Origin of the sequence: Shewanella septentrionalis (assembly GCF_025370265.1) — a bacterium.
GTDB classification, from domain to species: domain Bacteria; phylum Pseudomonadota; class Gammaproteobacteria; order Enterobacterales; family Shewanellaceae; genus Shewanella; species Shewanella hafniensis.
In genome coordinates this window covers 63,242-88,404 of sequence record NZ_JAMTCC010000013.1, presented here as the reverse complement: position 1 = coordinate 88,404, position 25,163 = coordinate 63,242, and the positions used below count along the sequence as shown (strand labels likewise).

The window sequence follows — 25,163 nt, the reverse complement described above, 5'->3', positions numbered from 1 at the left end:
GTGACCCACACGTAGGGCCACTTGGTTTTAGTTAATGTAAGAGAAATACTCGCTAGGTTAAGACAGTACAGGAGTCTTAGCCGCCTTGCGTAGCAGGGCGTTTATTCTAAGGGATTGTAGCTAAAAGGCGCAAGCACATTGGCCAGAATTGGGATTGAAAGCAAAAAGCAAATTCATGATTTTGCAGTGTCTTGGTAACTTAGCGGTCATCTAACTCCCCTATTCTGGCGCCAGTTTATTAGCCATCACTTAAAACATGACAGGGAGTTGATATGTTGAACGGCATTCTATTGGCTGTGGCACTCACGAACACAAGCGCTTTACCTGAGCCGCAGGTGTTAAGCACAAATGAACCTCAGATTGATACTCAAGTATTACTCGTTGATATTAAAAGTGAACTTGAGCAACAAATGCAGCGTTTAACCCTAGATATTACCCAAAATGCCCGCGATGGTGTGTTACACAGCAGCGCATTAGAAGATTTAGTCACAGTTAAGGATTAATGCTAAAAGCGTTATTGCTCCACTAAGAAAAGCATTTAACCATAAGATCTATCATGCTGGGTTTTGAGGCCGACTTCATCTAAGTATGCGCACAGCACTCTGTTGTATACTCAAATAGGAAGCCCTTAAATAGATGGCGCTCGAATAGACACCACTCGAATGATGACGCACATAATGAATTATTAAGATTGAACAAAATCAAGGCGCTAAACAATAGGCGCGATACCGACTAAGTGTTAGCTGTGCTGATTGAACTGAATGATTCGCTCTATTCTATTGTGGCTTTCTTCTATTAGGTATAAGGAGTTACACTATGAGAGTCATGAACAAAGTGATTGCTTGTCCCCACTGCGGGCACCACCAACATATCAGTATTGATGCCAGCTGCGGAGATCAAGATTATTACGATGATTGTCGAATTTGTTGTAATCCCATTCATTTACGCTTACATATCGATGAGTCGAGACGTACCGTGGAGCTGTATATCGACTCGGATGACGAGCAAATATATTAAATGAGATTGTACTAAAGGCGATGATGAAACGAGCCTAACAGGCTTGCTCGTTAAAACGTCTAGCCAGCACGCGCTCGACTGTGTCGACGATAACTTGTGTTTGGCTATCGATCTCAATGTTGAGTTCATCACCCACTTTACACTGACTTAAATTGGTCAGCTTTAGGGTTTCGGGAATTAAGTGTAACTTAAAGCCGGAGTCACTCACCTCGCCAACCGTTAAACTACAGCCATTAACGCCAACAAAACCTTTATAAAAAATGTAATCCATCCATTTAGGCTCAATGCCCAGTGTCAGATCATAATGCTGTTCTGTGTGGCTGATATCGACAACTTTAGCCTTAGTATGAATATGGCCGGAGAGAATGTGACCACCAATTTCACTACCGAAAGTTAACGAACGCTCAACATTAACGCTTTGACCTATCGACAAATTAGCTAGATTCGTCAGTCGCAAGGTCTCTTCCACTACGTCGAAAAATACCCTATCATCAACCACCTGAGTCACAGTTAGACATACCCCGTTATTTGCCACACTTGCACCAATCGCAAGTCCCTCATGCAAATCAGGTTCAAATGCTACCTCAAGGGTATTTAGGCCATCTTTCTTATGTATTGCGACCACCTCGCAGGTGGCTTGTACTATACCTGTAAACATTTTTTGCTCGCTTAATCGTTAAAGGCTGTATTTATGAATCATTCAGGCTATCAAGCCAAACGTTTAATCCAATTGGCGCTGCCAGTGCTAATAGCACAGGTCACTCAAACCATGATGGGCTTTATTGATACCGTCATGGCGGGTCGTGTTAGTGCGGTCGATATGGCCGCTGTTGCGGTCGGCACTAGTCTTTGGTTACCCGCTATTCTGTTCGTCCAAGGTTTGCTGATGGCTTTTACACCTTTATTTGCCCACTACAATGGAGCGAATAATCAAAAAGCCATCCAACCTTTGGCCTTTCAAGGGGCCTATCTTGCCATCATTGGCGGGATTGGCGTGATGATTTTCCTCGCATCAGCGCCCTTTGTACTTGGCCATATGGATTTAGAACCCGAATTATACCGCTTAACCATTGGATATCTCGACGGTATTTTATGGGGCGCGCCCGCATTTGTGCTTTACCAAGTACTACGAGGCTGCAGTGAAGGGATTTCTTATACGTTACCTACAATGGTCATTGGCTTTGTCGGCTTAGCGGTGAACATACCCGCCAACTACATCTTTATTTACGGACACTTTGGCGTACCACCGATGGGCGGTGCAGGCTGCGGTATTGCCACTGCCTTGGTTTTTTGGGCCATGCTGATTGCCATGACTATTTATATGCAAGTACATAAGAAATTTGCTGCCTTAGCTCCTTTCAGTAAATTTCATCGTCCTGACTTTGAAACGATGAAAAAAATGACCAAACTCGGTATGCCGATAGCAATGGCGCTGTTTTTTGAAGTGAGTTTATTTGCCATTATTGCGTTGTTACTCGCCCCATTAGGTGCAACTGTGGTGGCAAGTCACCAGATAGCACTGAACTTTTCTGCGATTGTATTTATGCTGCCGTTGTCTATTGGTATCGCAGTATCGATTAGAATTGGCTATTACTTGGGTCGCGATCGTGCTGATATTTCTGCAGTGGTCGCCAAAGTGGGTTTATGGTTAGCGCTATCCCTTGCATTATCAACTGCAGTCTTGACCGTCATATTTAGATTCCAAATTGCAGAGCTTTATAATGGTGATCCTGAAGTGGTCGCTTTAGCCGGCAGCTTGATGTTAATGGCGGCACTGTATCAATTATCGGATTCAGTCCAAGTGGTTGCCGCCGGAGCCCTACGTGGTTATAAAGATACCCGCAGTGCCTTTTATATCACGCTGTTTTCCTATTGGGGCATAGGTATGTCACTCGGCTATACCTTGGCTTATACGGATCATATCGTTCCTGCTATGGGCGCACACGGTTTTTGGACCGGATTGATTGCAGGTCTCACCTCGGCGGCGCTGCTATTTTTCATTCGACTACGTTACATCCAAAAACATGGTGTGCATTTAAGCCTGATTGAAGGCGACAGTTTGCATCACTAATCGGATAGGCAAGATTTAAAGCAACGGCGAGCATTAAGCTCGCCGTTTTGTTTATGTCTTAGTGGTTTGACGTGCTCAGTAAGTCTAACTTGCCGTTATATCAACAACTTTGTTGAAACACTGGACAAGTTGCACAGCAATTCACCATTTGACGACAAATTTGATTTTTTTGCTTGCCAGCCCTGCGCTATGCCCCTAATATAGCGCTCGTTCCAAGGCGCAACGCTTTTGAATAGCAAGTTAATATTTACGATGCACCCGTAGCTCAGTTGGTTAGAGCACTACCTTGACATGGTAGGGGTCGGTGGTTCGAGTCCACTCGGGTGTACCACTCTATTAAAAGAGTCTAAATTTGAAATTCAAACAGTGCACCCGTAGCTCAGTTGGTTAGAGCACTACCTTGACATGGTAGGGGTCGGTGGTTCGAGTCCACTCGGGTGTACCATTTCTTGCTTTATCTCCATTTGTCCTAATTCCTATATAATTACTAAAAACTAATGATTCTCCGTTCTTGAGCAAGTTGTCTCTCTTCATCTTTAAAATTTCTTTTTAAATTTAAAAATGTTGTTAATGCCGATTTGTGTTGGCGGATTAAGCCTTTGGGCTCAGGGAGATATCTATTACAATGAAGTCCATTTAAAACCCGTGAAACAGATGTTCAGCCTATGCCTAAGTCTCATACCCATATGCACCAGCATTTACAGATGCCACATTCGCGGGTCGATCTTCACACGTTGGCGCATCAACTTGCCTTCAAGCAAGTGACCATTATTGGGAATGCTTCTGGCAATTGGCAGCCAGCGACTGCAGGTACGACATTTATCTTTAACGGCACGCAATGGCATGAGAAAAGTACTCAAAATAATCTGATAGTGAATATCGCTAACGGCGGTTTTGCTGAGTCAAAATATGCCTTTGTGGTACAAGGTCACCCGCAAAGTGATTTGCTTACCCAAGCATTGACACAGGTTGCGATTGAATTAAGGCCTCAGCTTGGCTGCTGGCCTTCATCTGGCTTAACCACAATTGTGTTGATGCAGCAGTTGTCTCAGCATGTGCAAGTGCAAGTGCAGCGTATGTCGCTGTTTCCGAGTTTAGCAAGGCCCAGTGATTTACCGCCTGAAGACCACTTACCGTGCATGGTGCATAACTGGTTAGGCGAGCGGCGGATTGCGCAGACGCTCGCGCCCACACTTGACTGGCCGGAGTTCACTCTGCCACCGATTCATCTATCAAATTTTCCTGCAACAGACAAAGCGCGTGGATCCCAAACTTCAATGATGATGAAAACGGACAATCCTTTTGATTTACTTGCGCGTTTACAAGATTCAACCCCATCGGCAGATATGTCACATTCCGCAAAACACATACAACTCGATTGGTTGATTACGCTGGCTCATACGCCTATCGACGTTTGGCTGAAATATGCGGATTTAAAACAAGTCATCAATGCCGAAGCATTATTTTTTAATCACATGCCAGAATCAAAACCCAGTTATTGGTATTTAATGGATACTCAGGCGTCCCAATATCTCGATGCTATCCGCCACAGTTTGGCCTATTGCTGGCAAACACTTTCGACTAAGCAAAACGGCACGACTCACACCTTCACTCACCGTTGAATAGTTAAATCAGCTTCGAATTTGTCGACTTGCCAACCAAGCTTGTACTCGCATCACACTGCCATTTACCGTATTTTGACGTACTTTCAAAAGATTATAATCAGCCAAGCGGATGTTTACTCAATGCCATTCCTAGTGGCTCGAAGTAATTGATCAAAGCGTTAAAAATCACTTTTCGGTGGGCTTCATCGGGATAAGCGCCCTCCTTTGCCATTGCTGAAAAGCGTGTCCCAGACACTAAATACGGATTCGAAATCGCATCATAGGATTCAATACAGGCTTCAAATGCCCGCGCCATCATTTCAGTTGGCCGTGCGAAGTACTGCATGCCATGTTTTTTGTCTAAGGCAATCGCTCGGCGCACATAATCATGGGGCTCATCGCCATCACCACTCAAAAACGTTACCTTGAAGATCTCTGATAAGCGTGCATTCAGTGGATGTTCTATGATGGGCAGATCCGACAACCAAAGATCGCTCGCGCATTGAAACCGCTTAGACGAAGATTTGAAGGACTTGGCGGCAATATAGTGGTCAAACGCATGCCAAAACTCATGGGCTAAAGCGCCAGCACCGGCATTTTTTGCCAAGGCCAATTCCCGAGTCGCGGGCGCATAATGGGCCTGAACGCCTTTTTGACCGCCATGACCAAAAGCCAGACTCACGGTTTCGCGCAGCCCTAACGTCAAAGGTGGCAACTTTAAGATAAAGGCCAGATCGGCGAGCGAATCAAACACCAGATCCGCAGCAAGGCGCGATTCATCCCGCGTAACCCAGCGGCCAACACGTACATGACTAAAACCAAAGGTTTGTTTAACATCAAGAAATGTCACCTGCTCACCAAATCGGTAATCGGGTCCATGGCGGGTATATTGCTGATTGATTAACACAGTTTCCCTTGAGTACTAATGCACTGAATGTCGAATGCTTTGTTTAGCTGGGCTTGTGGCGAGGTAACATCACCTCGTCCCATATTACCGCACGATTTCGTCCGAGGGTTTTAGCATGATAGAGTGCTTTATCGGCCTCGGCCACCAGCTTTTCAGCATCCGAGCGGCACTGACTTCCGGTTCCAATGGGCAATGCAACCTGCTCCACATCTGCAATATCAGTACTGTTATCAATACTATGGCGAATAATCACAGGGGTTAAGGCGCTGACCCCTGCTGAAAATTGATATTGAAAATCAGCCACGATTGCAGAAATGTCCTCATTGGCAAGGGATGACATCATACGCATTACGATTTTTTGAGCGGTATCAACCGTGGTTTCTGGCAGTAGTAGTGCAAACTCTTCACCGCCGAGGCGGCCAAAAATATCGTAGGGACGCGTTCGAGTGCTGATGAATTGGGTAAAATGTTGCAATATCTTGTCACCGACTTGATGGCCGTAGCGATCATTAACCAGTTTAAAATTATCGATGTCCATCATCACTAGGCATAATGGCAACTGTAAGCGACTCAAGCGTTTGATTTCGTGCTCTAACTGCTGAAAAAAGTGCCGCCGATTGGCTATCCCCGTTAACTCATCGGTGAGCGCGAGGCGATTTAACTCCGTTTGCGCATTCCTGAGGGCAAACTCGACCTGCTTTAGCTGGGTGATATCCGTGCAAACAATCACCATATCGCCATTGTGATAAACCTGCTCCGAGAGTTGCAACCAGCTACCGTCGACCAGATCCACTTCAAAACGTCTAAAAGCCGATTTACGTTGATTCGCATGAATAAGCTCGAGCCATTCCTCTATGGTTTCATGCTCAATTTTCGGTCCCTGTTTATGGGTAAAGGCAAAGCGCATCATGTCGTCAAAATGCTTGCCGACCATGTCTTGATCAACAAAACCAAACATTTTCGCAAAGGTATTATTATAAAAGATAAAATGATTATGCTTGTCTAACACCGCTAGACCATTCTCGCTCAGCCGCAAAGCTTCCGTTATAAATGGGTAAACCAATTCAAGGGGTTTCTTATCCATCGGCCTTCCTAGCGATAACATTAAATAGACTCAATCAGATTAGCAGGGATCACTCTAAAACTCGCGAGTTTATGCCTTTAAGTACTCAGCATAAGCCTTATTTTATCCTTAAAGTTAAATCAATGAAAAATGACAACATAGAATATGCATCCTTAATCCGTGTTTACATGAATATCTATGCTTTAAATATGCAAAATCAGAGGTATAGCCTCGGACAATCAGCTAACTAATACGCATTTTTTTGAATATAAGTTCACTTTTATATTAACTAATAACGAAAGACTTGCATTAAGTTAGTGGTCAAAATGAAGAGACACGTCCGGCCGCATCTCCCAATATCGTGTCGACTGGCAGCAAAATGGCCCCAGTATCAAACTCGTGCGGAATATTCATACCCCTAGCCAAGTTGAAGGCTGCGTGGTCGATGAAGCCCAACATGCACTGTTTATCGGTGAAGAAGACAAAGGCATTTGGCGCTTTGATGCCAAACCGAACGCCAGCACTGAGGGCAAACTGATCATCAAAGCCGGGGGGGATTTAGTCGCCGATGTGGAAGGGATTTCACTCTACCAAGGTGCGAGCATTCACGGCAAAAACAAGATTTGCTGGTGGTCTCAAGCCAAGGTAATAACAGTTATTTGCTTTATCAAGCAAGCGAGCCTTATAGCCAAGTGGGGCGTTTCCGCATTGGGGTGAACTTAAACGGCATGGAGAATGGCCGCGAAACCAGCATAGACGGCGCTTCAGAAACCGATGGGCTGGCTGTCACGCATTTGCCCGTCGGCCATGGTGTTTGGCAACAGGGAATGCTGGTGGTACAGGATGGTCACAACCACTTACCCGATGCCAACCAAGCGTTTAAATGGTTACCTTGGAGCAGCATAGCCAAACAACTCGACATGCAATAGGGCCAATTTGCTGCTTGAAATGCCACTGCGAATAATGCGTTATGCAAGTAGCTATTTGCACTTAGCGGAACGCGAACGAAAATTGAAGGGGGTAACTATTTATGCAGGGAATATGCAAATTCAAAATAATAACCCCCGATAATTTGCTAACCAGCATTCAATAAATTGAATTATTAATCAAAAAAAGAGGTTAGCCGAGAACTACGGCTACCCTCTTTCGTTTACACCCGCCTAAATCCTCTACCACACAGTTAAAACAATAACTTCATTCAGGGCGACTAACATCGAATTAACTGCGCTTAGTACCCCAAGGATCGTTATCATCCGTCGATGGGCTTGGTCCTGAACGCTCAGTCATTCTTGAATCATTTTTTGAATCATGTCTGGGTTCGCTGCGACGCTGTGAGCTGCTATTGGACGAACCATAGCCAGAACCCGTTCCCCGTCCACCCGCAGTTTTTTTGCCAGCGCCTTTACCCACGTCATTACCAAAGCGCTTGCCAGAATTTGGACGGCGGTTACCCGCTTCGTACTCGGCGCTGGCTTTGGCTTGCATTTCAGCGATAGAGGCTAATGTTAGCTCCATCGGTTTACGCGGGACGATACCCGAGGCAAAACCACGTTCACGTGGCTTAAGATCAAACTGCTCACCGACGGCTTTAGGCATACGCTTGAATCGGTATAAGTAGAAGTTTTCCACTTTCTCCCGCGCCCATTCGGTCTTTTTGAGGAAAATAATACAGGCCTCAATGGTCGGGTTAGTGTTAAAGCAGCCTAGCTTTAATGCAGCGTATAAAATTTTCCAACCATAAAAATCGACTAACTCAGTGATCATTGTCTCGAGTTTAAGGCCGTGTAATGGGTTGTTCTGTTGCTCTTCTATCATGGAAATTCCAAATCCAGCCCAATTGGCTGATTTTAAAGTATTAGTTTACGGTATTGAGTGGTTAAACGAGTGACTTAATTCGCTACAAAACTCGCGACACTTAGATCTTACAGCCTTACAGCCCTACAGCCTTCAAACTGAGCCATTAAATTTTAGCCGTAAAATCTGCTGCTCGACAAAACTGCGGGAATAATAACGGTAAATACGCTAAACGCCTTCTTTTATTTGCGCTAGCAAGGTTTGGCGCCGGCTTTAGTACAAAGAAATAATACCGTAAACTGGCAGCTTAGCTCGGCATATCTGCGATATCATGCAAACAGCTATAAACTCACGCCTTCACCTATCCGCAAATAAACGCAACTGAAACGGCTCGATTTATGGCTGCGCATCACATACTTGCTCGCATATTCAGCCCTTAGTCTGTATACTCCGCGACCTTATTATCCCCACTTTACTATTTTGGCTTAGAGTGGGTGAAGCGCATGTTTCATTTTGAGGCTTGTTTATCACAATCCCCGTTAGCAAATACCTAGGAAAGCTCCTTTGATCTCTACCGCGAACATCACGATGCAGTTTGGCCCAGAGCCATTGTTTGAAAACATTTCAGCGAAATTTGGCAATGGTCACCGCTATGGTTTGATCGGCGCGAATGGCTGTGGCAAATCGACCTTTATGAAGATCTTAAGCGGCGCGTTAGCGCCAACCTCTGGTAATGTGTCTATCACGCCCGGCTTAAAAGTCGGTACTCTGAGCCAAGATCAGTTCGCCTTTGAACAATACAGTGTGATCGATGCGGTGATCATGGGGGATGTTGCCCTGTGGAAAGTCAAACAGGAACGCGATGCCATTTACGCCAATCCGAATATGACTGAAGAAGATGGCATGCGCGTTGGCGATCTTGAAAGTGAATTTGCCGAAATGGATGGTTACAGCGCTGAAAGTCGCGCCGGTGAAATTCTGCTCGAAGCGGGTATTGAAGAATCTTTCCATTACGGTCTGATGCAACAAGTGGCACCGGGCTGGAAATTGCGGGTCTTGTTAGCCCAAGCGCTATTTGCCAACCCAGATATTCTGCTGCTCGACGAACCAACCAACAACTTGGATATCCATACCATTAGCTGGTTAGAAACCGAGTTGAACAAACGTAAATGCACCATGATCATTATTTCCCATGATAGGCACTTCTTAAATGCCGTCTGTACCCACATGGCGGATATCGATTATGGCGAATTGCGCATTTACCCAGGTAACTACGAATACTTCCTCGCACAATCGGCATTGCTGCGCGAACAATTATTGTCGGGTAACGCTAAGAAAAGTGCTGAAATCGAAGAGCTGCAAGACTTCGTTAACCGCTTCGGTGCCAACGCATCTAAGGCAAAACAAGCCAGCTCGCGCGCGAAGAAAATGGACAAGATCAAGCTCGATGAAGTCAAATCCTCTAGCCGTATCCACCCTTCTATTCGTTTCGATGCTGGCAAGAAAATGCATCGCCAAGCACTGATCCTCGAAAATTTGGCCCACGGTTTTGATGGTGAACTGCTATTCGAAGGCGGCGACTTAATCCTCGAAGCCGGTGCAAAATTAGCGATTATCGGCGAAAACGGCGTGGGTAAAACCACTTTCCTACGCTGCTTAGTCAATGATCTAGAACATAATAAAGGCGTGATCAAGTGGTCAGAAAACGCATCAATCGGCTACTGCCCACAAGACAGCAGTGACGAATTTGATAATGACTACACGCTAATGGATTGGATGTCACAATGGCGCCAACCCAAGCATAACGATCTTATGGTACGCGCCATGTTAGGCCGTCTGCTGTTCACCGAAGATGATGCGAACAAGAAAGCGCGTAACTGTTCAGGCGGAGAGAAAAACCGCTTGTTATTCGGTAAGTTAATGATGCAAGACATCAACGTGCTGATCATGGACGAACCGACAAACCACATGGACATGGAAGCCATCGAAGCACTTAATAATGCGTTGAAAGACTTTGAAGGCACTTTGATATTCGTCAGCCATGACCGTGAGTTTGTATCGTCGCTCGCAACACGTATCATTGATATTAAAGATAAAAAAGTGATTAACTTCCAAGGTACCTTCGATGAGTACCTTTCAAGCCAAGCTGAAATGGAAGCGAGAAAAAGCGCGTAATGTTGTGCTTTGATAAACCTTAATCGGCTATGTCAGCTTGATTAAAAGAGTCGTCATTGGAGAACCTACTGACGACTTTTTATCGATATCTAAAGAGCGATATGATTGGTAAAACATGAAGTATTGCTGCTTTGGGCCTTGGATACACAGCTGTCTATTCGTTATCTAGAGTGCTATAATTCATGCACTTAATTGAGGTTGATCCTATGAAAACTAAATCAAAAAACACACAAGTGACTCAAAATCGACTCTATCGCGCTGTGGCCAGTTCAACCGCTATTGAGACGGGTAAAACTACGGCTGAAGTTGAAGCAAAATTGAAGGCCAAAAAAAGCCGTTTCAGTCATTTGACCTTAGCCTAAACTTCATTCGTTTTTAGCGCTGAGCACATCGTTTACCAAACGAGCCATATGTTGATAATCCCCACCCAACCCTGCTTGAATTGACTTAAAATAAAAATCTCTATTTTGTTCCCAAATCCCATAATCAAGTGGGAGATAACCCGCCTTTACTGCCATCACATCGAGTATCAAACGTGACAAACGTCCATTTCCCTCTCTAAATGGGTGAATTAGGATAAATTCCACATGACTTTCAGCCAAGTAACGCACAACTTCGTCTCTAGAAAACGAATTTAAGCCATTGAACTTGCTTAAATATTCCTTTTCAAACTGAGTGAGACACTTAAGTATTTGAGCCGCTGCCGTAAATTCGAAACCACCTTTTCCCATATTGACTGTACGCCGCTCACCAGCCCAGTAATAAACATTACCGAGCCATTTTCGATGCCACTCAAAGAGCATACCAACCGATAGATGCTCGCTTTCAATAACACCAGATTGAAACACGTACTCATAAAGCTTTAGTAACAACTGAGTCTCTACCTCTGCCATATCCTCTTCATCGGTTATCGCGAGTTTGTTACGAAGTATATGGCCGCCGGAACCGGGTTCGAATTCATCCTCGGTAGTGCCAATATGATATTTCGACATGATAATAGACCCGCTAACTGTAATAACTAATAGAAAAGCAAATATCCGAGTCACAGACAACTTAACACAACTACTCGATGAGATTGACCACACAAGTCTTTGAAATAGGTATGTAGAAACTATGGGCTATAAATTAGCTTATTAATTTTTTTAACCAATATCTCGCGATTTTTAGCCAGTTTAAAAATTGTCGGCAAATGTCGAATGACTATCGGCTCAGACTCGAATACCGCATTGCGATCTTTAGCCTGAATGTAATCACGGATCTGAAGCATCATCTGTTTATTAAATGCCCAAAGTGAATGACCTTTAAACTCAAGGGAATAAAATGCGTCATTGGGCCATTCAAGTCGATGTTTCTGTTTTGCCATACACTGATAACAACAAATAAGACCAAGATCTGTACCATCTGTAAAAGCACTGTTCGCCCTATGTTCCCAAGTCGAAGTACCTTGGTATTTTTCTGGCAATTTTTCCTGCCAAGAAGCATCCAATAGCGGAGGGAAAAACAGCACACCAGGCCATTTATGGGCAAATCTTTGATTAAACTGCTTGATCTCAAACTGCCGACCCTCAAATAAATGCACATCTTTTTTCTCTAAACGAAAAACATGGGCAAAGGTAAAAATGGCGCAGCCAGCACAATGGGGACAAGTAACCTCAACTCCGTTTGGCAGGCTAAAAAACTCATAAAATCCTGTCATTGATACGACATTCCAAGTGATTTAGAGACTAATTTGGAGCTCATCAATTTTCCAACCACCTTCATTTATCATACTAATTCTTTGTTTTTCATTCGCCTCCGATGCATTACCACAAAGATCTTTTTGTGCATATTCAAGGACGGCCGTATCCCCATCTATCACCTGCGACACTAAGGTGAGTGCTTTGCACTTGGCAGCCGCTTTTGAAAATGAAAGATAAGATGCGATCACTTCATCGCGGGACTGCTTCATCTGCTGCATATACTGTGGGAACTTAGATTCAACATCCGCTTGCTTACGTTGGGTATAGTAAGCCTTGTCCTCTTGATAACTCATCCCCTGCTGTACCTTAGCATTGTACTCGTCATACACTTCGCTTGGCGATTTAGGCGTTGTACAACCTATCAGCACAAGCACAGATATGGCCAGTAAGAAAATCGATTTCATCATCGAACCTCCAAAACTAGACATGTATTATCAATAAAAGTGAAATAATCCCTTTAGTAACTCTGTCATACCTTTCCTTTAAAAATAGATAATTAAGATTTTTTAAACTGAATCAACGCCACGTTTTCCAATCATGATCCAGTTGTTTAATACCATCAGGATAACGTGTAAATAGTTCATCGATTACTTTAGCTTGGCAGCGTTGCTCACTCAATTGCAGCAAAAGCTGCTTTAAGGTCACTCGACCTTGGCGAGTGCTAAAGAGGAAAGCCATAAAACTGTGAGCATGCTGGTATAACGCAGCTTGTTTTTGCCCCTGCCAATCATGGTCTGAAGCCGTTAATAGTTCACTCAATCCCATTGATAAAGAAATAGATTCGTCAACGACACGATATGAGTGACCTCGGCTGGAATTGTTTTGAATGATGGCATCATAACGATTATTTGTATCAATCGTTTCTAGAAAAGCGGGCGATTCAAAATATTCCGCCATGCCTTCATTAAACCAGCGCGGAGTATGACCAAATTGACCCGCATTAATGACATGAACGCTTTCGTGAATTGCAGTACGAAACGCTTGAGCATCTTCTCTGTGCCAAACTGCGGCCAAATTATGCTGACTTGAATAAAATCCTTGGCTTGCACCCACCGTGGATGCGTACTGTCTTTTAAGTTTATTATAGGCAGTTAAATTGCCTGCAAGCATCAAGTTAACCTTAATGGGCTGTAGGGTGCGCTTGGGTAGATATTGACGATAAATTTGATCGATTTGATTGATAGTGCTGGTCAGTCGGTCCCTAAAAAATGGCGGTGGAGTACTGACTAAGGAATCAATGTTCAATTCGAAATTGTATTTAGGTTCAGTATATTGAGTTAACTTACTCTCAGCTGATGCATGATTTATATCAGAAAAATGAGTTATGCCATTCTCATCAACCCAAGTATAAACACCCTCCACTTTTTGTTGTGCAATGAGTCCTTCTTGCACAGTCAACAAATCACAACCTAGGTACTGATCTTCACCATGATATTCATCTACTTGCTGCTTAATATTAGGCAGATCATTAACACGAGTCATTAATGGCATAGAGCTCGCTGAACACCATTGCCAATTCTGTTTTATACAAACTTGTTGCAACGGCTGAGCTAGCTCTGCAAATACTTGGGAAAACTCAACACGAAACCAACGACCATGATAATGGTCAATCAGTAGCGCTAAAATCGCCATGATGAACAACATCAAAAAACTACGCTTAAATCGGCTATCCATCGCCCGTTTTCCTCAATATCTAAATTGCTGTGCTCGATAAGTCATTATCTGTCGCGTTAAAAGGCACAAAGGTCTTTTTATCGAGCCATAGAGGCGAGCGATTTTGTCCTGCAAGCTGATAAGCCCAAGTCGTAATGGCTTCAGAGCGATCACTCTCACAGACGAAATATCGGCTGAGTTCAGAGTGCAACGCTTGGCCATGCTGGATAATATTTTGTTCATACCAGTTATCTTTATGGTGCTGAGCGGCAAGATGATCGCGTTTATTGTTATTGCAACTGCTATGAGCGAGGACAAAATTATGCCCTAAATCATTAGGATATCGTGTCCAAGGAATAAAGTGATCCACTTCGCCAGTTTCTTTTAATGACTTATGGCAATAGAAGCATTGGCCTTTTTGGATATCAAGTAGTACAGGTCTGGCGTGAGTGATCGTCTGTCGGTCACTGCCAAATAGAAACTCGCTTAAATTGCCTTTATTGCCAATAACGACCTGATTTGCGGGAAATTCGGCGACTTTCTGCACCCATTGAGTACGAGCCAATGACACCACTAAATCATGAAATCGCCTGAAGCAGAATGCGATACCCGGATTCAACTCGATATAATTTTTAGTTTTATCATGGGGATAAAGAAAACAATCTGCGTTTCGGGACAAAATTTGTAAGCGCCATAACGGGCCCTCTTTAACGGTGCCGCGCGTTTTACTGAATAGAGCAGGATAACTAAGATGCGCTTTTAACTGGGATAAACTGTTAACGCCTTGATTACGTAGCTCAATCAAACTGTTGATTAAGGCTGATTGCTTTCCATTATTTTGGAGTAGAACAAAATGCGCATTAACAGCACCAAAAGGTAAAGAGTGTTGCCAATAGAGTTCAATAAACTTTTCAACCAGTTCATCAATACTGATGGCGGTTTTCTGTTCAGGATCGGCATTGAGTATTAATGGCCGTTCGATGCAGACATCTGCGATCGCATGCAGTAAGGCAAATTTATATGTTGCAACGAAATCCCCTTCAACCAACAGACGTTGTAAATAGCTAATAAATTCAACTTGTCTTCTCGCATCAATCGGCATGATGACGACCCTGAATAATAACGCTTGCTTCAGGTGCATTTACGCTTGGCATCAGTTTGGATGTAAAAACTAGCGTCTGCCAATGCACTTGTGTGCGACCGAGTTTGTCAGTCTCATCTTGGCTCGAATCTAAAAGTTGTAGCTGACAATCTGCAGCCAATGTGAGCAGTTCATCAGCACTAACGGGGTGCATAACGCGCGCATCGGGGCTTGGACCATGGCGCAAACTGATGACTAAAAGTCCCGTCAAATTGAGTAAACGTGAGAGTGTTGCCAGTGCAAGTGGGCGCTCAGAGGGTGATAAATGCATCCACACAGCGCTGAGTAAAATCAGATCAAACTGTTGCGCTAGGCCAACCACTTTTTGCAACTGAGGTAAACCATCCTCAATCCAGCTCACGGGCAAATCTCGGGTTAACACCTGCCCCATTTTCGCTAAAGTAATAGCAGGTTCGATTGCTATAATTTGCGTCTTTTTGCCCTGTGCCCTTTGGGCTAAGTAATGCACATCCCGCCCAGAACCGGCTCCAACATCCAATATCGACAGTGTATTTTTGGCGAGTAAAGGTAAAAGATGATGTAACCAACTTGAATGCACTTCTTCAAAGGTTTTAGAGAAATACTGTGCCGCGAGTATTTCGGCGTGGTCATTATAAAATGCTATGCTCACTGACAAGGATCCTTTTGCAACAAGTGATTGTTTTTAATGACGCTAACTTATCACAATCGCTTTTGATACAAAATACACATCATCATTATCCTGCTGTTTTACATAAAATATTTTACGTTTTGCCGTTTTATGTCACAACGCGAATATTGGCGATTTAAAAAGGAAGTCTATTTAGGGAAGCGACATCTCTACATTTCTCCGTCGTTTTTTTTGCAGTGGTTTACACTCTATTAGTCAGAGAGAAAATACGCGCAATTGATTGAATCTGTTGCATCCTTCTGTGGAGAACAGAGTCAATTTTAGTATCAGTGTAAAAGGGTTTCATCGTCCCGAGGTAGCGACCACACGGAAAACCTATGGCTCAATTATTTAGGATATCTATTGCCTATGAGTTTTGAAGATTCGTTAGAGCAGCTTAGACGACAGTTTTTACATGCGCTGCCGGATAAAAAGAAGCAAATCATTACCTTGTGGATTTCGTTGCGTAAGAATTGGAATGCACACATGCTGTCGGCTGTGTATCGCGAGGTGCATAACTTAAAAGGGTCGAGCGAAACCTTTGGGTTGTCGGATACCAAACACATAGTCGATAAACTTGAGCTGCAGCTTAAAGGGTTGCTCAATGCGCCAGCTCCCGAACTACCAACGATCAAGGGTTTAGATACCCTCTTCCACCAGTTGTTGCAAAACAATATGCGCGGTCAACCGTCGGCGCCAGTGGTGGAGGCGCAAATGCAGCAAAGCCCCTATAAACCATCAAAGGCGCGCCATGAACACCATATTGCCATCATAGAAGACGATAATAACGTGGGAGTTATGATCACTAAACAGCTGCGGGAATTCGGTTTTAGTGTGCAGCACTTTTTGGATTTCACGAGTTTTCTGGTGGTGCAAAATGAATCGCCCTTCGATCTGATTTTATTAGATTTAATTCTACCCGATTGGACTGAAGAAGCCTTGTTCGAAGCTGCTACTGAGTTTGAGAAGAACAATACTCGAGTGTTTGTTTTATCGTCGCGGGGGGATTTTGACATGCGGCTATTGGCCATTCGCGCCAATGTCAGCGAATATTTTGTCAAACCCGCTGAAACCACCTTATTGGTGCGCAAAATTCATCAATCTCTCAAGATGTCAGAGAAACAGCCTTTGAAGGTATTACTGGTGGATGACCAACAATCTATGGTGGATTATTTTTCAAGCCTATTACGCAGTCACGGTTTAATGGTGAAAGGCTTGTCGAGTGCCGAGCAAGTGTTACCCGCCCTTGAACAGTTTGAACCCGATCTGTTTATCTTCGATTTATACATGCCCGAAGTGAACGGGCTTGAGCTGGCAAAGATGATCCGCCAACTGGATAAATACACCTCGAGCCCCATCCTAGTGTTGAGTTCTGACGATACGATGCAGAATAAAGTCAGCATCATACAAGCGGGATCAGATGACTTGATTTCGAAGCAAACTGCACCGAGCTTATTTGTCGCCCAGGTGATTTCCCGCGCCCAACGTGGCCATGATATTCGCAGTTCGGCAAGCCGCGACAGCCTAACAGGGCTGTTAAACCATACCCAAATTCTGGTTGCCGCGAGACGTTGCTATAACGTGGCTAAACGGATTAACTCTCAAGTGTGTATTGCTATGTTCGATTTAGATCACTTTAAGAAGGTTAACGACACCTATGGCCATGCTGGTGGTGACAAGGTGTTGCTGGCCTTTGCCCATCTGTTACAACAATCCTTACGGCAAACGGACTTTACCGGTCGCTACGGTGGCGAGGAATTTATGCTAGTGCTGCCAGATATGCAAAAGCCACTGGCCATTGCTAAGTTAAATGCGATCCGCGAGAGCTTTAGCCATATTGTATTTGTCGAAGATGGCGTCGAGTTTAAAGTGACGCTCAGCGGCGGCTTAGTGTTCTCGGACGAATGTGAAGAGTTTCAAGATTGCTTATTACTGGCGGATAAACACTTGTACGAAGCGAAACGACTAGGCCGAAATCAATTAGTGGTTTCACCAAGTGAGCAGGATTGACTCACTTAACCTAGCCACAATATCAGTCAAGCCGTCATGTCTTATTATCTGCCTCACCGCCAGATTGATGGTTAATGTTGAAGACCATTCAATGCCGCCATCACAGTGAGCTTAAGTGGTTGATAAGTTTGTTCGGCATCAGCGATAACTCCACCACATAATCTACCGCACGGCATTTTATCGCTTCTCGTGGCATACCAAATACCACACAACTTTGTTCATCTTGGGCAAAAGTGGTGACGCCTTTTTGATGCAGCACCACCATACCTTCGGCGCCATCTTTGCCCATGCCGGTTAATATCATCGCGCTGATATTGGGCGCGGCGCATTGGGCCAAGGCCGTAAACATCACATCGACCGAAGGTCTGTGGCCACTGACCTTTTCATCTTGGGTTAATTTGACTTTATAACTGCCACCCACTTTGATGATCTCAAGGTGATGATCCCCTGGTGCAACATAGGCATAACTAGGTAAGAGTCGTTCCCCATGCTCGGCTTCTTTAACAGTGATCCGTGACTGTCGATTTAAACGTTCAGCAAAAGTGCGGGTAAACCCAGCTGGCATATGTTGGGTGATCACTATCGGCGGCATAGCCGCAGGTAAGTGCTGTAATACATATAAAATGGCTTCGGTGCCGCCTGTGGAAGCACCTATTGCAACTAAATGCTGTGTCAGGGTTGTATTGGCTAATACCGGCCGCTTACTCGACACTGGCCGTACTGGCTCAACAAATTTCTGCGGCTTGATGATTTTGGCTTTCGAGGCGGATTTGATCTTATCTAAAATCAAATCCTGATAATCATGGATACCTTGGGGCGAGTCTAATTTGGGTTTAGGGATAAAATCCACCGCACCTAAGGCCAAGGCATTAAAGGTCGCATCCGCGCCCTGCTCGGTTAACGATGAAATCATCACTACAGCTGTAGGTCTGGCTTTCATCAAGCGATCCAAAAATGTTAAACCGTCTACTTTGGGCATTTCAATGTCTAAAGTAATCACATCGGGGCGAAATTGATTCACCAGATCCTTGGCCTCATAGGCATCGGCAGCGAGCCCAACCAGAGACAACTCAGGGTCAGCCTCAATCATTTTACCCAGTAGGCTGCGCATCAGCGCTGAATCATCAACAACGAGTACTTTGATCGTCATAACTTAATCACCAAATAGTTCAACGTCGCCGCCCGTGGGGAGATTACGAACCCGTAAGCGGTATTCACTTTCTCGGTCAAGAATGGTGCTGTTGTGCATGGTCTTAATTTTGCGCACTTTCACTTTGCCCGTATGGGGAAAGAAATACACCTTACGTGGATAGACATCGAGTAAATCGGCCGCAATGATAGGGATATTTTCAAGATTGAGGTATTCAATCACAAACTCCGCATTACGCTCACCAATATTGTGTACAGTAAAACTACGCAACATGTTGCCGCCCCCAAACACCTTAGCTTCGAGTGAATTACGCTGCGCGCCAAGCTTGAGCAAGTCGTTGATTAATAACTCCATCGCATACACACCGTAACGGGCTGAGTCGGCAAGCACCCCTGTGCAATTGCTGTTATCGCTTGGCAATAAGAAATGATTCATTCCGCCAATTTTGAGCTTAGGATCATACAAACACACGGATACACAGGAGCCTAACACTGTCACTATCATGGTATCTTCACGGGTGGCAAAATACTCGCCTGGCAAGATCTTCACTGCATCGCAACCAAAATGGTGGTCATGATAGCGATTAGGCTCTGAAATGGCATATTCGATATTAGGTTTTAGCACTCATGAGCCCCTTCACTGGCCGATAGGTTGTTTGGCCTACGGCAGTGATAATTTGCGGGAACATGTTGAAATTTTCAGAATGCCCCGCAATATAAAGCCCATCCTCGCTGAGGGAGTTCATCATGTGTTTTAAAATGACTTCCTGGGTTTCTTTATCGAAATAAATCATTACATTTCGGCAAAAAATCACATCGATTGGCGTTTTTAACGACCAAAATGAATCGAGTAAATTGATGCGAATAAATTTGATCATTTGTTTTAATTCAGGCACCACGCGCACATTCCCCAACTGTGCTCCGCGTCCGCGGTGAAAAAACCGTTTCTTACGGATATCGCTGACAGTATCGATCCTGTCTAAGGGATAAATGCCCATTTCAGCCTTTTTAAGCACGCCGCTGTCGATATCGGAGGCAATGATCTCGATAGGCGTTTTAAAACTGTTGAAATGTTCAGCGACGACAATGGCTATGGAGTAAGGTTCTTCCCCTGTGCTACTAGCCGCACACCAGATCCTGCGCGTATCAGGGTTATCGATTAAATACTGTTTTAACACCTCAAAGTGATGCGGTTCCCTGAAAAAAGCCGTTTGATTAGTGGTTAACGCATTAATAAATTCTTGATGCTCGTTTTCATGACTTAACAGGTGCTCAAAATAAGCCGAAAATCCGGCTAATTTCAATGTCCTGATCCGCCGCACTAAACGGCTATACACCATAGCATCCTTGCTATCGGCGAGCTTGATCCCCGCTAAGCGATATAGCGTCGTCCTTGCGGTATTAAAATGCACCGAGGTATAGGCAAACTCTCGATCCAATGGTTTATTTTCGCTCAATTAAAATTCTTCCCATTCATCTTGATCTTGCTTTATGGGCTTCATCGCATTGGTTTTAGGTTTATCTGTAGCCCTTGCTCTTGCAACAGGTTGTAGCTGCTTAAGGGGTTTCACCGCTTTCGCTTTAGGCGCTGCTAATCGCGCGTTACTGTGCCTTGGGGCTTCATCCTCATCGTCTACGCGAAAGCTGGCAACACTGTCCGACAGTTGTTGTGCTTGGGATTGCATACTTTCAGCTGCAGCGGCCGCTTCTTCAACCAAGGCGGCGTTTTGCTGGGTCATTTCATCCATTTGCACCACAGCTTTACTGATCTCATCGATACCTATGGCCTGCTCATTAGAGGCTGAAGCTATCTCCGCCATGATGTCGTTCACCCGTTTAATGGCGATGACGATTTCCTTCATGGTATCACCGGACTTACCGACGAGGCTGTTGCCGCTCTCGATTTTGGACACGGAATCTGAGATCAATGCCTTGATATCTTTAGCGGCATTGGCCGAACGTTGGGCTAAGCTGCGCACTTCTGATGCGACCACTGCAAAGCCACGGCCTTGTTCGCCCGCCCGCGCGGCTTCTACCGCAGCATTAAGCGCTAAGATATTGGTTTGGAATGCAATGCCATCGATAACACCAATAATATCGGCAATCTTACGCGCCGATTCATTAATCGATGCCATGGTCTGTACGACTTGCTGGATAAGCTCACCACCGTCCACCGCGACTTCCGAAGCTTTGGAGGCTAAGGCATTGGCTTGACTGGCGTTATCTGCATTGAGTTTCACTGTACCTGTGAGCTCCTCCATGCTGGCCGAGGTTTGCTCTAGGCTCGAAGCTTGCTCTTCGGTGCGGCTGGATAAATCGGCGTTGCCTTGGGCTATTTCTGCCGAGGCGGTATTGATGGTATCTGCCGCTCGCTGGATATCTTGGATCATAAAGGATAGCTTTTCAGCCGTTTGATTTGAGTAATTTTTCAAATCATTAAAGGTGCCTTCATAGTCGTTATAAATGCGGGTGGTGAGATCGCCATCCGCAAGTGCCATTAGTACGCGCGCCACATCTTGTAGCCCACGGTCCGAGGTTTCAATTAGCGAATTTAAGTTGTTCGCCAGCATCAGGAAGAAGCCCTGTTTGCCGTCTGTGTCCGCCCTTTGGGAGAAATCTCCCGCTGCTGCTGCGGTCACAATGCGGGAAATTTCTTGCTCAGTTTGCACTTCAATAGTGCGGTCGAGCCATTCAACCACAGTCCCTAAACGCTCGCCTTCTTTAGACACTATGGGGCTAGCGGTTAAACGGAAATGGCAGCTAGCGACCTTAATAAGCGATTCATATTTGCGGTCTAATTTATCGAGTAAATTCGCCTGGTGGGCAGGATTGCGGTGGAAGATATCCATCGAACTACCGATGATTTTATCCACGGAAAAGTGCGGTAAGGCTTGACGGATCTCACTTTCAGAATGGCGTAGCATAGTTTCGACCGAGCGATTCATATAAATGATCGTACGGTTAGCATCGGCTATCATAACGTTGGTACTGGTATTATTGAGCGCTTCAAGAATGCGTTGAGTTGCGCGCTCAGCTTCGATACTTTCGGCGCGATCTATCCACTCAACACCTGTGCCTAAGTGTTTATTTTCAGCCGTGATAATTGGCGTCAGAATCAACCTAAAGGTACGCTTGCCAATGGTGATTTGTGCAGTATGGGACTGAGTCAAACGTTCTAATAGATTGCGTTGATGCGCTGGATTTTTGTGGAAAATATCAATATTACTGCCGATCAGTTTAGCGACCGAAAATTGGGGTAACTCTTTACGAATATCGTCCTCGGCCTCTTGCAGCAAACGGACAACGGCTTTATTCGCATAGATGATATTGCGCTGACTGTCAGCAATCATGAAGCTATTGCCACTATTATCGAGTAGCTGAAAATAGCGCTGACGCTCTTCATCCCTTTGTTCACGCGCTTCATCATTGCCAAAAAATTTGAAGATACTCATTATTGTTACTCCTGATCAGTCAGACTATTTGCATCAATTAGACCCAGCTCATCACTGCTGATCAGAGCCTGAATATTTACTAAAATGATCATCTTATCCTCGACCGTGGCTAAGCCTTTAAGGTAGCGGCTATCGAACGCCACTCCAAATTCTGGGGCGGGTAAGATTTCCTCCGTCGACAGCTTAATTACATCGGATACGGCATCGACCACTATGCCGACAATACGCTCGAATACGTTGAGCATAATGACGATAGTGAATTCGTTATATGTGACTGCTCCAACAGCAAATTTCATCCGTAAATCCACTATGGGCACTATGTCACCGCGTAGATTAATCACGCCTTTTATAAAGCTGGGGGCGTTGGCAATTTTGGTGACTGACTCATAACCGCGGATTTCTTTCACAGACATAATGTCGAGGGCATAGTGCTCTTCACCCAATACAAAGCTCAAAAACTCGACTTCATCTTGGGAACTGTATTCCACTTTGGCGGCCATAGTTGATCGACTCTCCATTTGCTGTTCCTTAATTTTTGATGTGCAATGCAAGCGATTCGACATCGAGGATCAACGCGACGCTACCATCGCCCATAATGGTGGCGCCGGAAACACCGGGGATCCTACGATAATGTTTTTCAAGACTTTTAATCACCACTTGCTGCTGGCCAACTAAGGCATCAACGCACAGGCCAAAGCGCTTGTGGTTACTTTCCAGCAATACCACTATGCCTTCTTCTGGGCTCTTGGCATTGGGTTCAATTTCCATCAGTTGATAAAGATTAAGTAGAGGTAAGTACTCTTCACGTACTTTTAAGAGCCGTTCTTTAGCGAGAAATTTAAGTTGTTCCGTTTGTGGCTGAATGGATTCTATGATGTGCACTAAAGGCAAAATATAGATCTGATTGCCAACAGACACACTCATACCATCTACAATGGCGAGCGTGAGTGGCAATTGAATTTCAAAGGTTGAACCTTGGCCCTCAACCGACTCAATATCAATGCGTCCACCTAAGGCTTCGATATTCCGACGCACCACATCCATACCGACACCGCGGCCAGATACATCAGTGACTTCAAGCGCGGTTGAAAATCCTGCTGCAAAAATCAATTGCCAAACTTGCTTGTCGCTACTGTTATCAGCCACTTGCAAACCATTTTCCCGCGCTTTTTGAATAATGCGTTCTCGGTTTAACCCCGCGCCATTATCATGCACTGCGATAACAATATTGCCGCCCCTTTGGCTGGCTTTTAGGGATAATACGCCTGCTTCTGATTTACCCGCTGCGAGCCGTATTTCAGGTTTTTCGATACCGTGATCTAAACTGTTGCGTACTAAATGGGTCAACGGATCGACAAGCTTTTCAATCATGCCCTTATCAATTTCTGTGTTGCCACCTTCAATAACGAGATTGACATGTTTACCCAGTTGCTCAGAAAGATCTCTCACTAAACGATTGAATCGGTTGAATACAAATGAGACTGGCAGCATACGTACCGACATAACGGCTTCCTGCATCTCACGTGTATTGCGTTCCAACTCATTGAGTGCCGTCTTCAGCCGCTCGCCTAAATCGCCCGTCATTTCATTGCCAATTAGCGTTAGCATGGACTGAGTGATCACCAGCTCGCCCGCTAAATTGACCAGGGTATCTATTTTGGAGGTTTCGACCCTTAAAGTAGCATCCTGGGCCGACGCAGCAGGTTTCTTAGTCGCAGCTTTCACTTCTTGGGGCGTATTTTGGGAAATAGCGGATGAACTGAATGCCGTATTTGGACTTGTTGCATTTGAAGAAGGTGCTGCAAGCGAGCTAGGATTGACAGAAGCACTGGTGGGAACACTGACAGCAGAGGACGCTTTAGAGTTAGTCGCGCTCTTTTTATCCTTATCTTTAAATATGCCGCGTTTAGTTTGGCTACTATCTGCGATGACTTTAGCTTGATTGGCTCGTGGGGTGACGGGTTCAGCAACCTGAGTTGCCACAGGCTTTGAACTCAGTAACTCGATTTCATTGGCGAAGGATTCGGGGGTTAATGCCTCAAAAAAACCAAAGCCTAATTCATCATCGTCAGCTATGACACCAAGTGGGTCTGCCGCTTTCTCTGCATTGCTGACATCATTTATGACACTTTGTGCGCTGATTTCTTCGGCTTGAAAAGCCTCATCAAAAAAGCCAAAGTCTTCACCTTCAATAGCGATATCGCGAGCCATTTCATCTTCGAAAAATCCAAAATCCTGTGACTCCTCTGTTTCCACGGGCACGGCTTTAACGTTTGGCGTGATTGAAGGATTCACAGTATCAGTGCCATTGCGTACTGCAACCGAGGAGCTAAAAGCTTCGCCATTTAACGCTGCGACTAATTGGCTTTTGCTGTACTCGACTTCTTGCCAATCAATAGGATCTTCTTCGCGATACAGACTCAATATATGGGATAAAGTATCAACGGTACTCAGCAGTAAATCGATGGTGGATGAGGTGAGCTGGAAGTTACCCTTGCGCGTTTTATCCAGCAGGTTTTCCATAACATGAGTGACACTGGTCAGTGCGGTAAAACCAAAAATACCGCTGCCGCCTTTAATCGAGTGGGCGGCACGGAAAATAGTGTTCAGTTCTTCAGGATCGGGAGAAGCCAGGTCCAATGCCAATAGCAATTGTTCCATATTTTCAAGATGTTCATGACTTTCTTCAAAAAAGACCTGATGGAATTCGGCCATATTGATGGACATAGCGCACCCCGT

General features: G+C 44.8%; 25 protein-coding genes and 2 tRNA genes. 11 read left to right on the top strand and 16 right to left on the bottom strand.

Annotated features, from left to right (window positions below):
* Positions 1 to 272 precede the first annotated feature (272 nt).
* Together NE536_RS09505 and NE536_RS09500 are read left to right on the top strand one after the other, a co-directional pair.
* A complete protein-coding gene (locus tag NE536_RS09505; protein ID WP_261272545.1) occupies positions 273 to 503 on the top strand; it encodes a hypothetical protein in 231 nt (76 codons plus the stop codon).
* A gap of 313 nt (positions 504 to 816) precedes the next feature.
* Positions 817 to 1,017 (top strand): CPXCG motif-containing cysteine-rich protein, encoded by a 201-nt coding sequence (locus tag NE536_RS09500; protein ID WP_106650519.1) that lies wholly within the window; start codon positions 817 to 819, stop codon positions 1,015 to 1,017.
* Between the two features lie 34 nt (positions 1,018 to 1,051).
* Here NE536_RS09500 and NE536_RS09495 read toward each other — a convergent pair whose 3' ends face one another.
* A complete protein-coding gene (locus NE536_RS09495) occupies positions 1,052 to 1,675 on the bottom strand; it encodes a riboflavin synthase subunit alpha (protein ID WP_261272544.1) in 624 nt (207 codons plus the stop codon).
* 33 nt (positions 1,676 to 1,708) lie between these two features.
* Here NE536_RS09495 and NE536_RS09490 point away from each other — a divergent pair, with 33 nt between their 5' ends.
* The 4 genes from NE536_RS09490 (at position 1,709) to NE536_RS09475 (ending at position 4,710) form a co-directional block, all read left to right on the top strand.
* Complete coding sequence (locus NE536_RS09490) at positions 1,709 to 3,088, top strand: MATE family efflux transporter (protein WP_261272543.1); 1,380 nt, start codon at positions 1,709 to 1,711, stop codon at positions 3,086 to 3,088.
* Between the two features lie 254 nt (positions 3,089 to 3,342).
* A tRNA-Val gene (locus tag NE536_RS09485) sits at positions 3,343 to 3,419 on the top strand.
* 37 nt (positions 3,420 to 3,456) lie between these two features.
* Positions 3,457 to 3,533: transfer RNA gene (locus NE536_RS09480), tRNA-Val, on the top strand.
* A gap of 220 nt (positions 3,534 to 3,753) precedes the next feature.
* Positions 3,754 to 4,710 carry a hypothetical protein gene (locus NE536_RS09475; protein WP_261272542.1) on the top strand — a complete coding sequence of 319 codons (957 nt, stop codon included), beginning with the start codon at positions 3,754 to 3,756 and terminating at the stop codon, positions 4,708 to 4,710.
* Positions 4,711 to 4,810: 100 nt separating this feature from the next.
* On the opposite strand, the gene NE536_RS09470 is transcribed toward NE536_RS09475, so the two are convergent.
* The gene (locus NE536_RS09470) at positions 4,811 to 5,599 is read right to left on the bottom strand and encodes a CLCA_X family protein (RefSeq protein WP_106650531.1); all 789 of its coding nucleotides are present in this window, start codon (positions 5,597 to 5,599) and stop codon (positions 4,811 to 4,813) included.
* A 43-nt stretch (positions 5,600 to 5,642) separates the two neighbouring features.
* Positions 5,643 to 6,683 carry a sensor domain-containing diguanylate cyclase gene (locus NE536_RS09465; RefSeq protein WP_261272541.1) on the bottom strand — a complete coding sequence of 347 codons (1,041 nt, stop codon included), beginning with the start codon at positions 6,681 to 6,683 and terminating at the stop codon, positions 5,643 to 5,645.
* A gap of 378 nt (positions 6,684 to 7,061) precedes the next feature.
* On the opposite strand from NE536_RS09465, the gene NE536_RS09460 reads away from it, so the two are divergent.
* Together NE536_RS09460 and NE536_RS09455 are read left to right on the top strand one after the other, a co-directional pair.
* Positions 7,062 to 7,379 (top strand): phytase, encoded by a 318-nt coding sequence (locus NE536_RS09460; RefSeq protein ID WP_261272540.1) that lies wholly within the window; start codon positions 7,062 to 7,064, stop codon positions 7,377 to 7,379.
* Positions 7,292 to 7,591, top strand: a complete 300-nt coding sequence (locus NE536_RS09455) for a phytase (protein ID WP_261272539.1) — start codon at positions 7,292 to 7,294, stop codon at positions 7,589 to 7,591. Before NE536_RS09460 ends, NE536_RS09455 begins: the two co-directional genes overlap by 88 nt.
* A 289-nt stretch (positions 7,592 to 7,880) precedes the next feature.
* Here NE536_RS09455 and NE536_RS09450 read toward each other — a convergent pair whose 3' ends face one another.
* The gene (locus tag NE536_RS09450) at positions 7,881 to 8,477 is read right to left on the bottom strand and encodes a VF530 family protein (protein WP_261272538.1); all 597 of its coding nucleotides are present in this window, start codon (positions 8,475 to 8,477) and stop codon (positions 7,881 to 7,883) included.
* Positions 8,478 to 9,020: 543 nt separating this feature from the next.
* On the opposite strand from NE536_RS09450, the gene NE536_RS09445 reads away from it, so the two are divergent.
* Both NE536_RS09445 and NE536_RS09440 read left to right on the top strand, forming a co-directional pair.
* Entirely contained in the window at positions 9,021 to 10,631 is a 1,611-nt protein-coding gene (locus NE536_RS09445) for an ABC-F family ATPase (RefSeq protein WP_261272537.1), read from the top strand.
* A gap of 206 nt (positions 10,632 to 10,837) precedes the next feature.
* On the top strand, positions 10,838 to 10,993 hold the full coding sequence (locus tag NE536_RS09440) for a hypothetical protein (protein ID WP_173913200.1): 156 nt from the start codon (positions 10,838 to 10,840) through the stop codon (positions 10,991 to 10,993).
* Positions 10,994 to 10,996: 3 nt separating this feature from the next.
* On the opposite strand, the gene NE536_RS09435 is transcribed toward NE536_RS09440, so the two are convergent.
* The 6 genes from NE536_RS09435 to NE536_RS09410 form a co-directional block, all read right to left on the bottom strand.
* Complete coding sequence (locus NE536_RS09435; RefSeq protein WP_261272536.1) at positions 10,997 to 11,623, bottom strand: Fic/DOC family protein; 627 nt, start codon at positions 11,621 to 11,623, stop codon at positions 10,997 to 10,999.
* 119 nt (positions 11,624 to 11,742) lie between these two features.
* On the bottom strand, positions 11,743 to 12,327 hold the full coding sequence (locus tag NE536_RS09430) for a hypothetical protein (protein ID WP_126491902.1): 585 nt from the start codon (positions 12,325 to 12,327) through the stop codon (positions 11,743 to 11,745).
* Between the two features lie 21 nt (positions 12,328 to 12,348).
* Entirely contained in the window at positions 12,349 to 12,777 is a 429-nt protein-coding gene (locus NE536_RS09425; RefSeq protein WP_261272535.1) for a hypothetical protein, read from the bottom strand.
* Between the two features lie 109 nt (positions 12,778 to 12,886).
* The gene (locus NE536_RS09420) at positions 12,887 to 14,002 is read right to left on the bottom strand and encodes a DUF1570 domain-containing protein (RefSeq protein ID WP_261272534.1); all 1,116 of its coding nucleotides are present in this window, start codon (positions 14,000 to 14,002) and stop codon (positions 12,887 to 12,889) included.
* Positions 14,003 to 14,063: 61 nt separating this feature from the next.
* Positions 14,064 to 15,125: an HNH endonuclease gene (locus tag NE536_RS09415; protein WP_261272533.1), complete on the bottom strand. Its 1,062-nt coding sequence runs from the start codon at positions 15,123 to 15,125 to the stop codon at positions 14,064 to 14,066.
* A complete protein-coding gene (locus tag NE536_RS09410; RefSeq protein WP_261272532.1) occupies positions 15,115 to 15,795 on the bottom strand; it encodes a class I SAM-dependent methyltransferase in 681 nt (226 codons plus the stop codon). The genes NE536_RS09415 and NE536_RS09410 overlap by 11 nt, the downstream gene beginning before the upstream one ends.
* 387 nt (positions 15,796 to 16,182) lie before the next feature.
* Here NE536_RS09410 and NE536_RS09405 point away from each other — a divergent pair, with 387 nt between their 5' ends.
* Positions 16,183 to 17,823 carry a diguanylate cyclase gene (locus NE536_RS09405; protein ID WP_261272531.1) on the top strand — a complete coding sequence of 547 codons (1,641 nt, stop codon included), beginning with the start codon at positions 16,183 to 16,185 and terminating at the stop codon, positions 17,821 to 17,823.
* 100 nt (positions 17,824 to 17,923) lie between these two features.
* Here the strand turns inward: NE536_RS09405 and NE536_RS09400 are convergent, their stop codons facing one another.
* Genes NE536_RS09400 through NE536_RS09375 form a run of 6 tightly spaced genes read right to left on the bottom strand, consistent with a single transcriptional unit; the run spans position 17,924 to position 25,151 of the window.
* On the bottom strand, positions 17,924 to 18,973 hold the full coding sequence (locus tag NE536_RS09400; protein WP_261272530.1) for a protein-glutamate methylesterase/protein-glutamine glutaminase: 1,050 nt from the start codon (positions 18,971 to 18,973) through the stop codon (positions 17,924 to 17,926).
* Between the two features lie 3 nt (positions 18,974 to 18,976).
* Positions 18,977 to 19,597 (bottom strand): chemoreceptor glutamine deamidase CheD, encoded by a 621-nt coding sequence (cheD, locus tag NE536_RS09395; RefSeq protein ID WP_012089258.1) that lies wholly within the window; start codon positions 19,595 to 19,597, stop codon positions 18,977 to 18,979.
* Positions 19,584 to 20,429, bottom strand: a complete 846-nt coding sequence (locus NE536_RS09390; protein ID WP_012089259.1) for a CheR family methyltransferase — start codon at positions 20,427 to 20,429, stop codon at positions 19,584 to 19,586. Before NE536_RS09390 ends, cheD begins: the two co-directional genes overlap by 14 nt.
* Positions 20,430 to 22,424 carry a methyl-accepting chemotaxis protein gene (locus NE536_RS09385; RefSeq protein WP_261272529.1) on the bottom strand — a complete coding sequence of 665 codons (1,995 nt, stop codon included), beginning with the start codon at positions 22,422 to 22,424 and terminating at the stop codon, positions 20,430 to 20,432. It abuts the gene before it with no gap.
* A gap of 5 nt (positions 22,425 to 22,429) precedes the next feature.
* Positions 22,430 to 22,942 carry a chemotaxis protein CheW gene (locus tag NE536_RS09380; protein ID WP_261272528.1) on the bottom strand — a complete coding sequence of 171 codons (513 nt, stop codon included), beginning with the start codon at positions 22,940 to 22,942 and terminating at the stop codon, positions 22,430 to 22,432.
* A gap of 10 nt (positions 22,943 to 22,952) precedes the next feature.
* Positions 22,953 to 25,151 carry a chemotaxis protein CheA gene (locus NE536_RS09375; RefSeq protein ID WP_261272527.1) on the bottom strand — a complete coding sequence of 733 codons (2,199 nt, stop codon included), beginning with the start codon at positions 25,149 to 25,151 and terminating at the stop codon, positions 22,953 to 22,955.
* Positions 25,152 to 25,163: the final 12 nt, after the last annotated feature.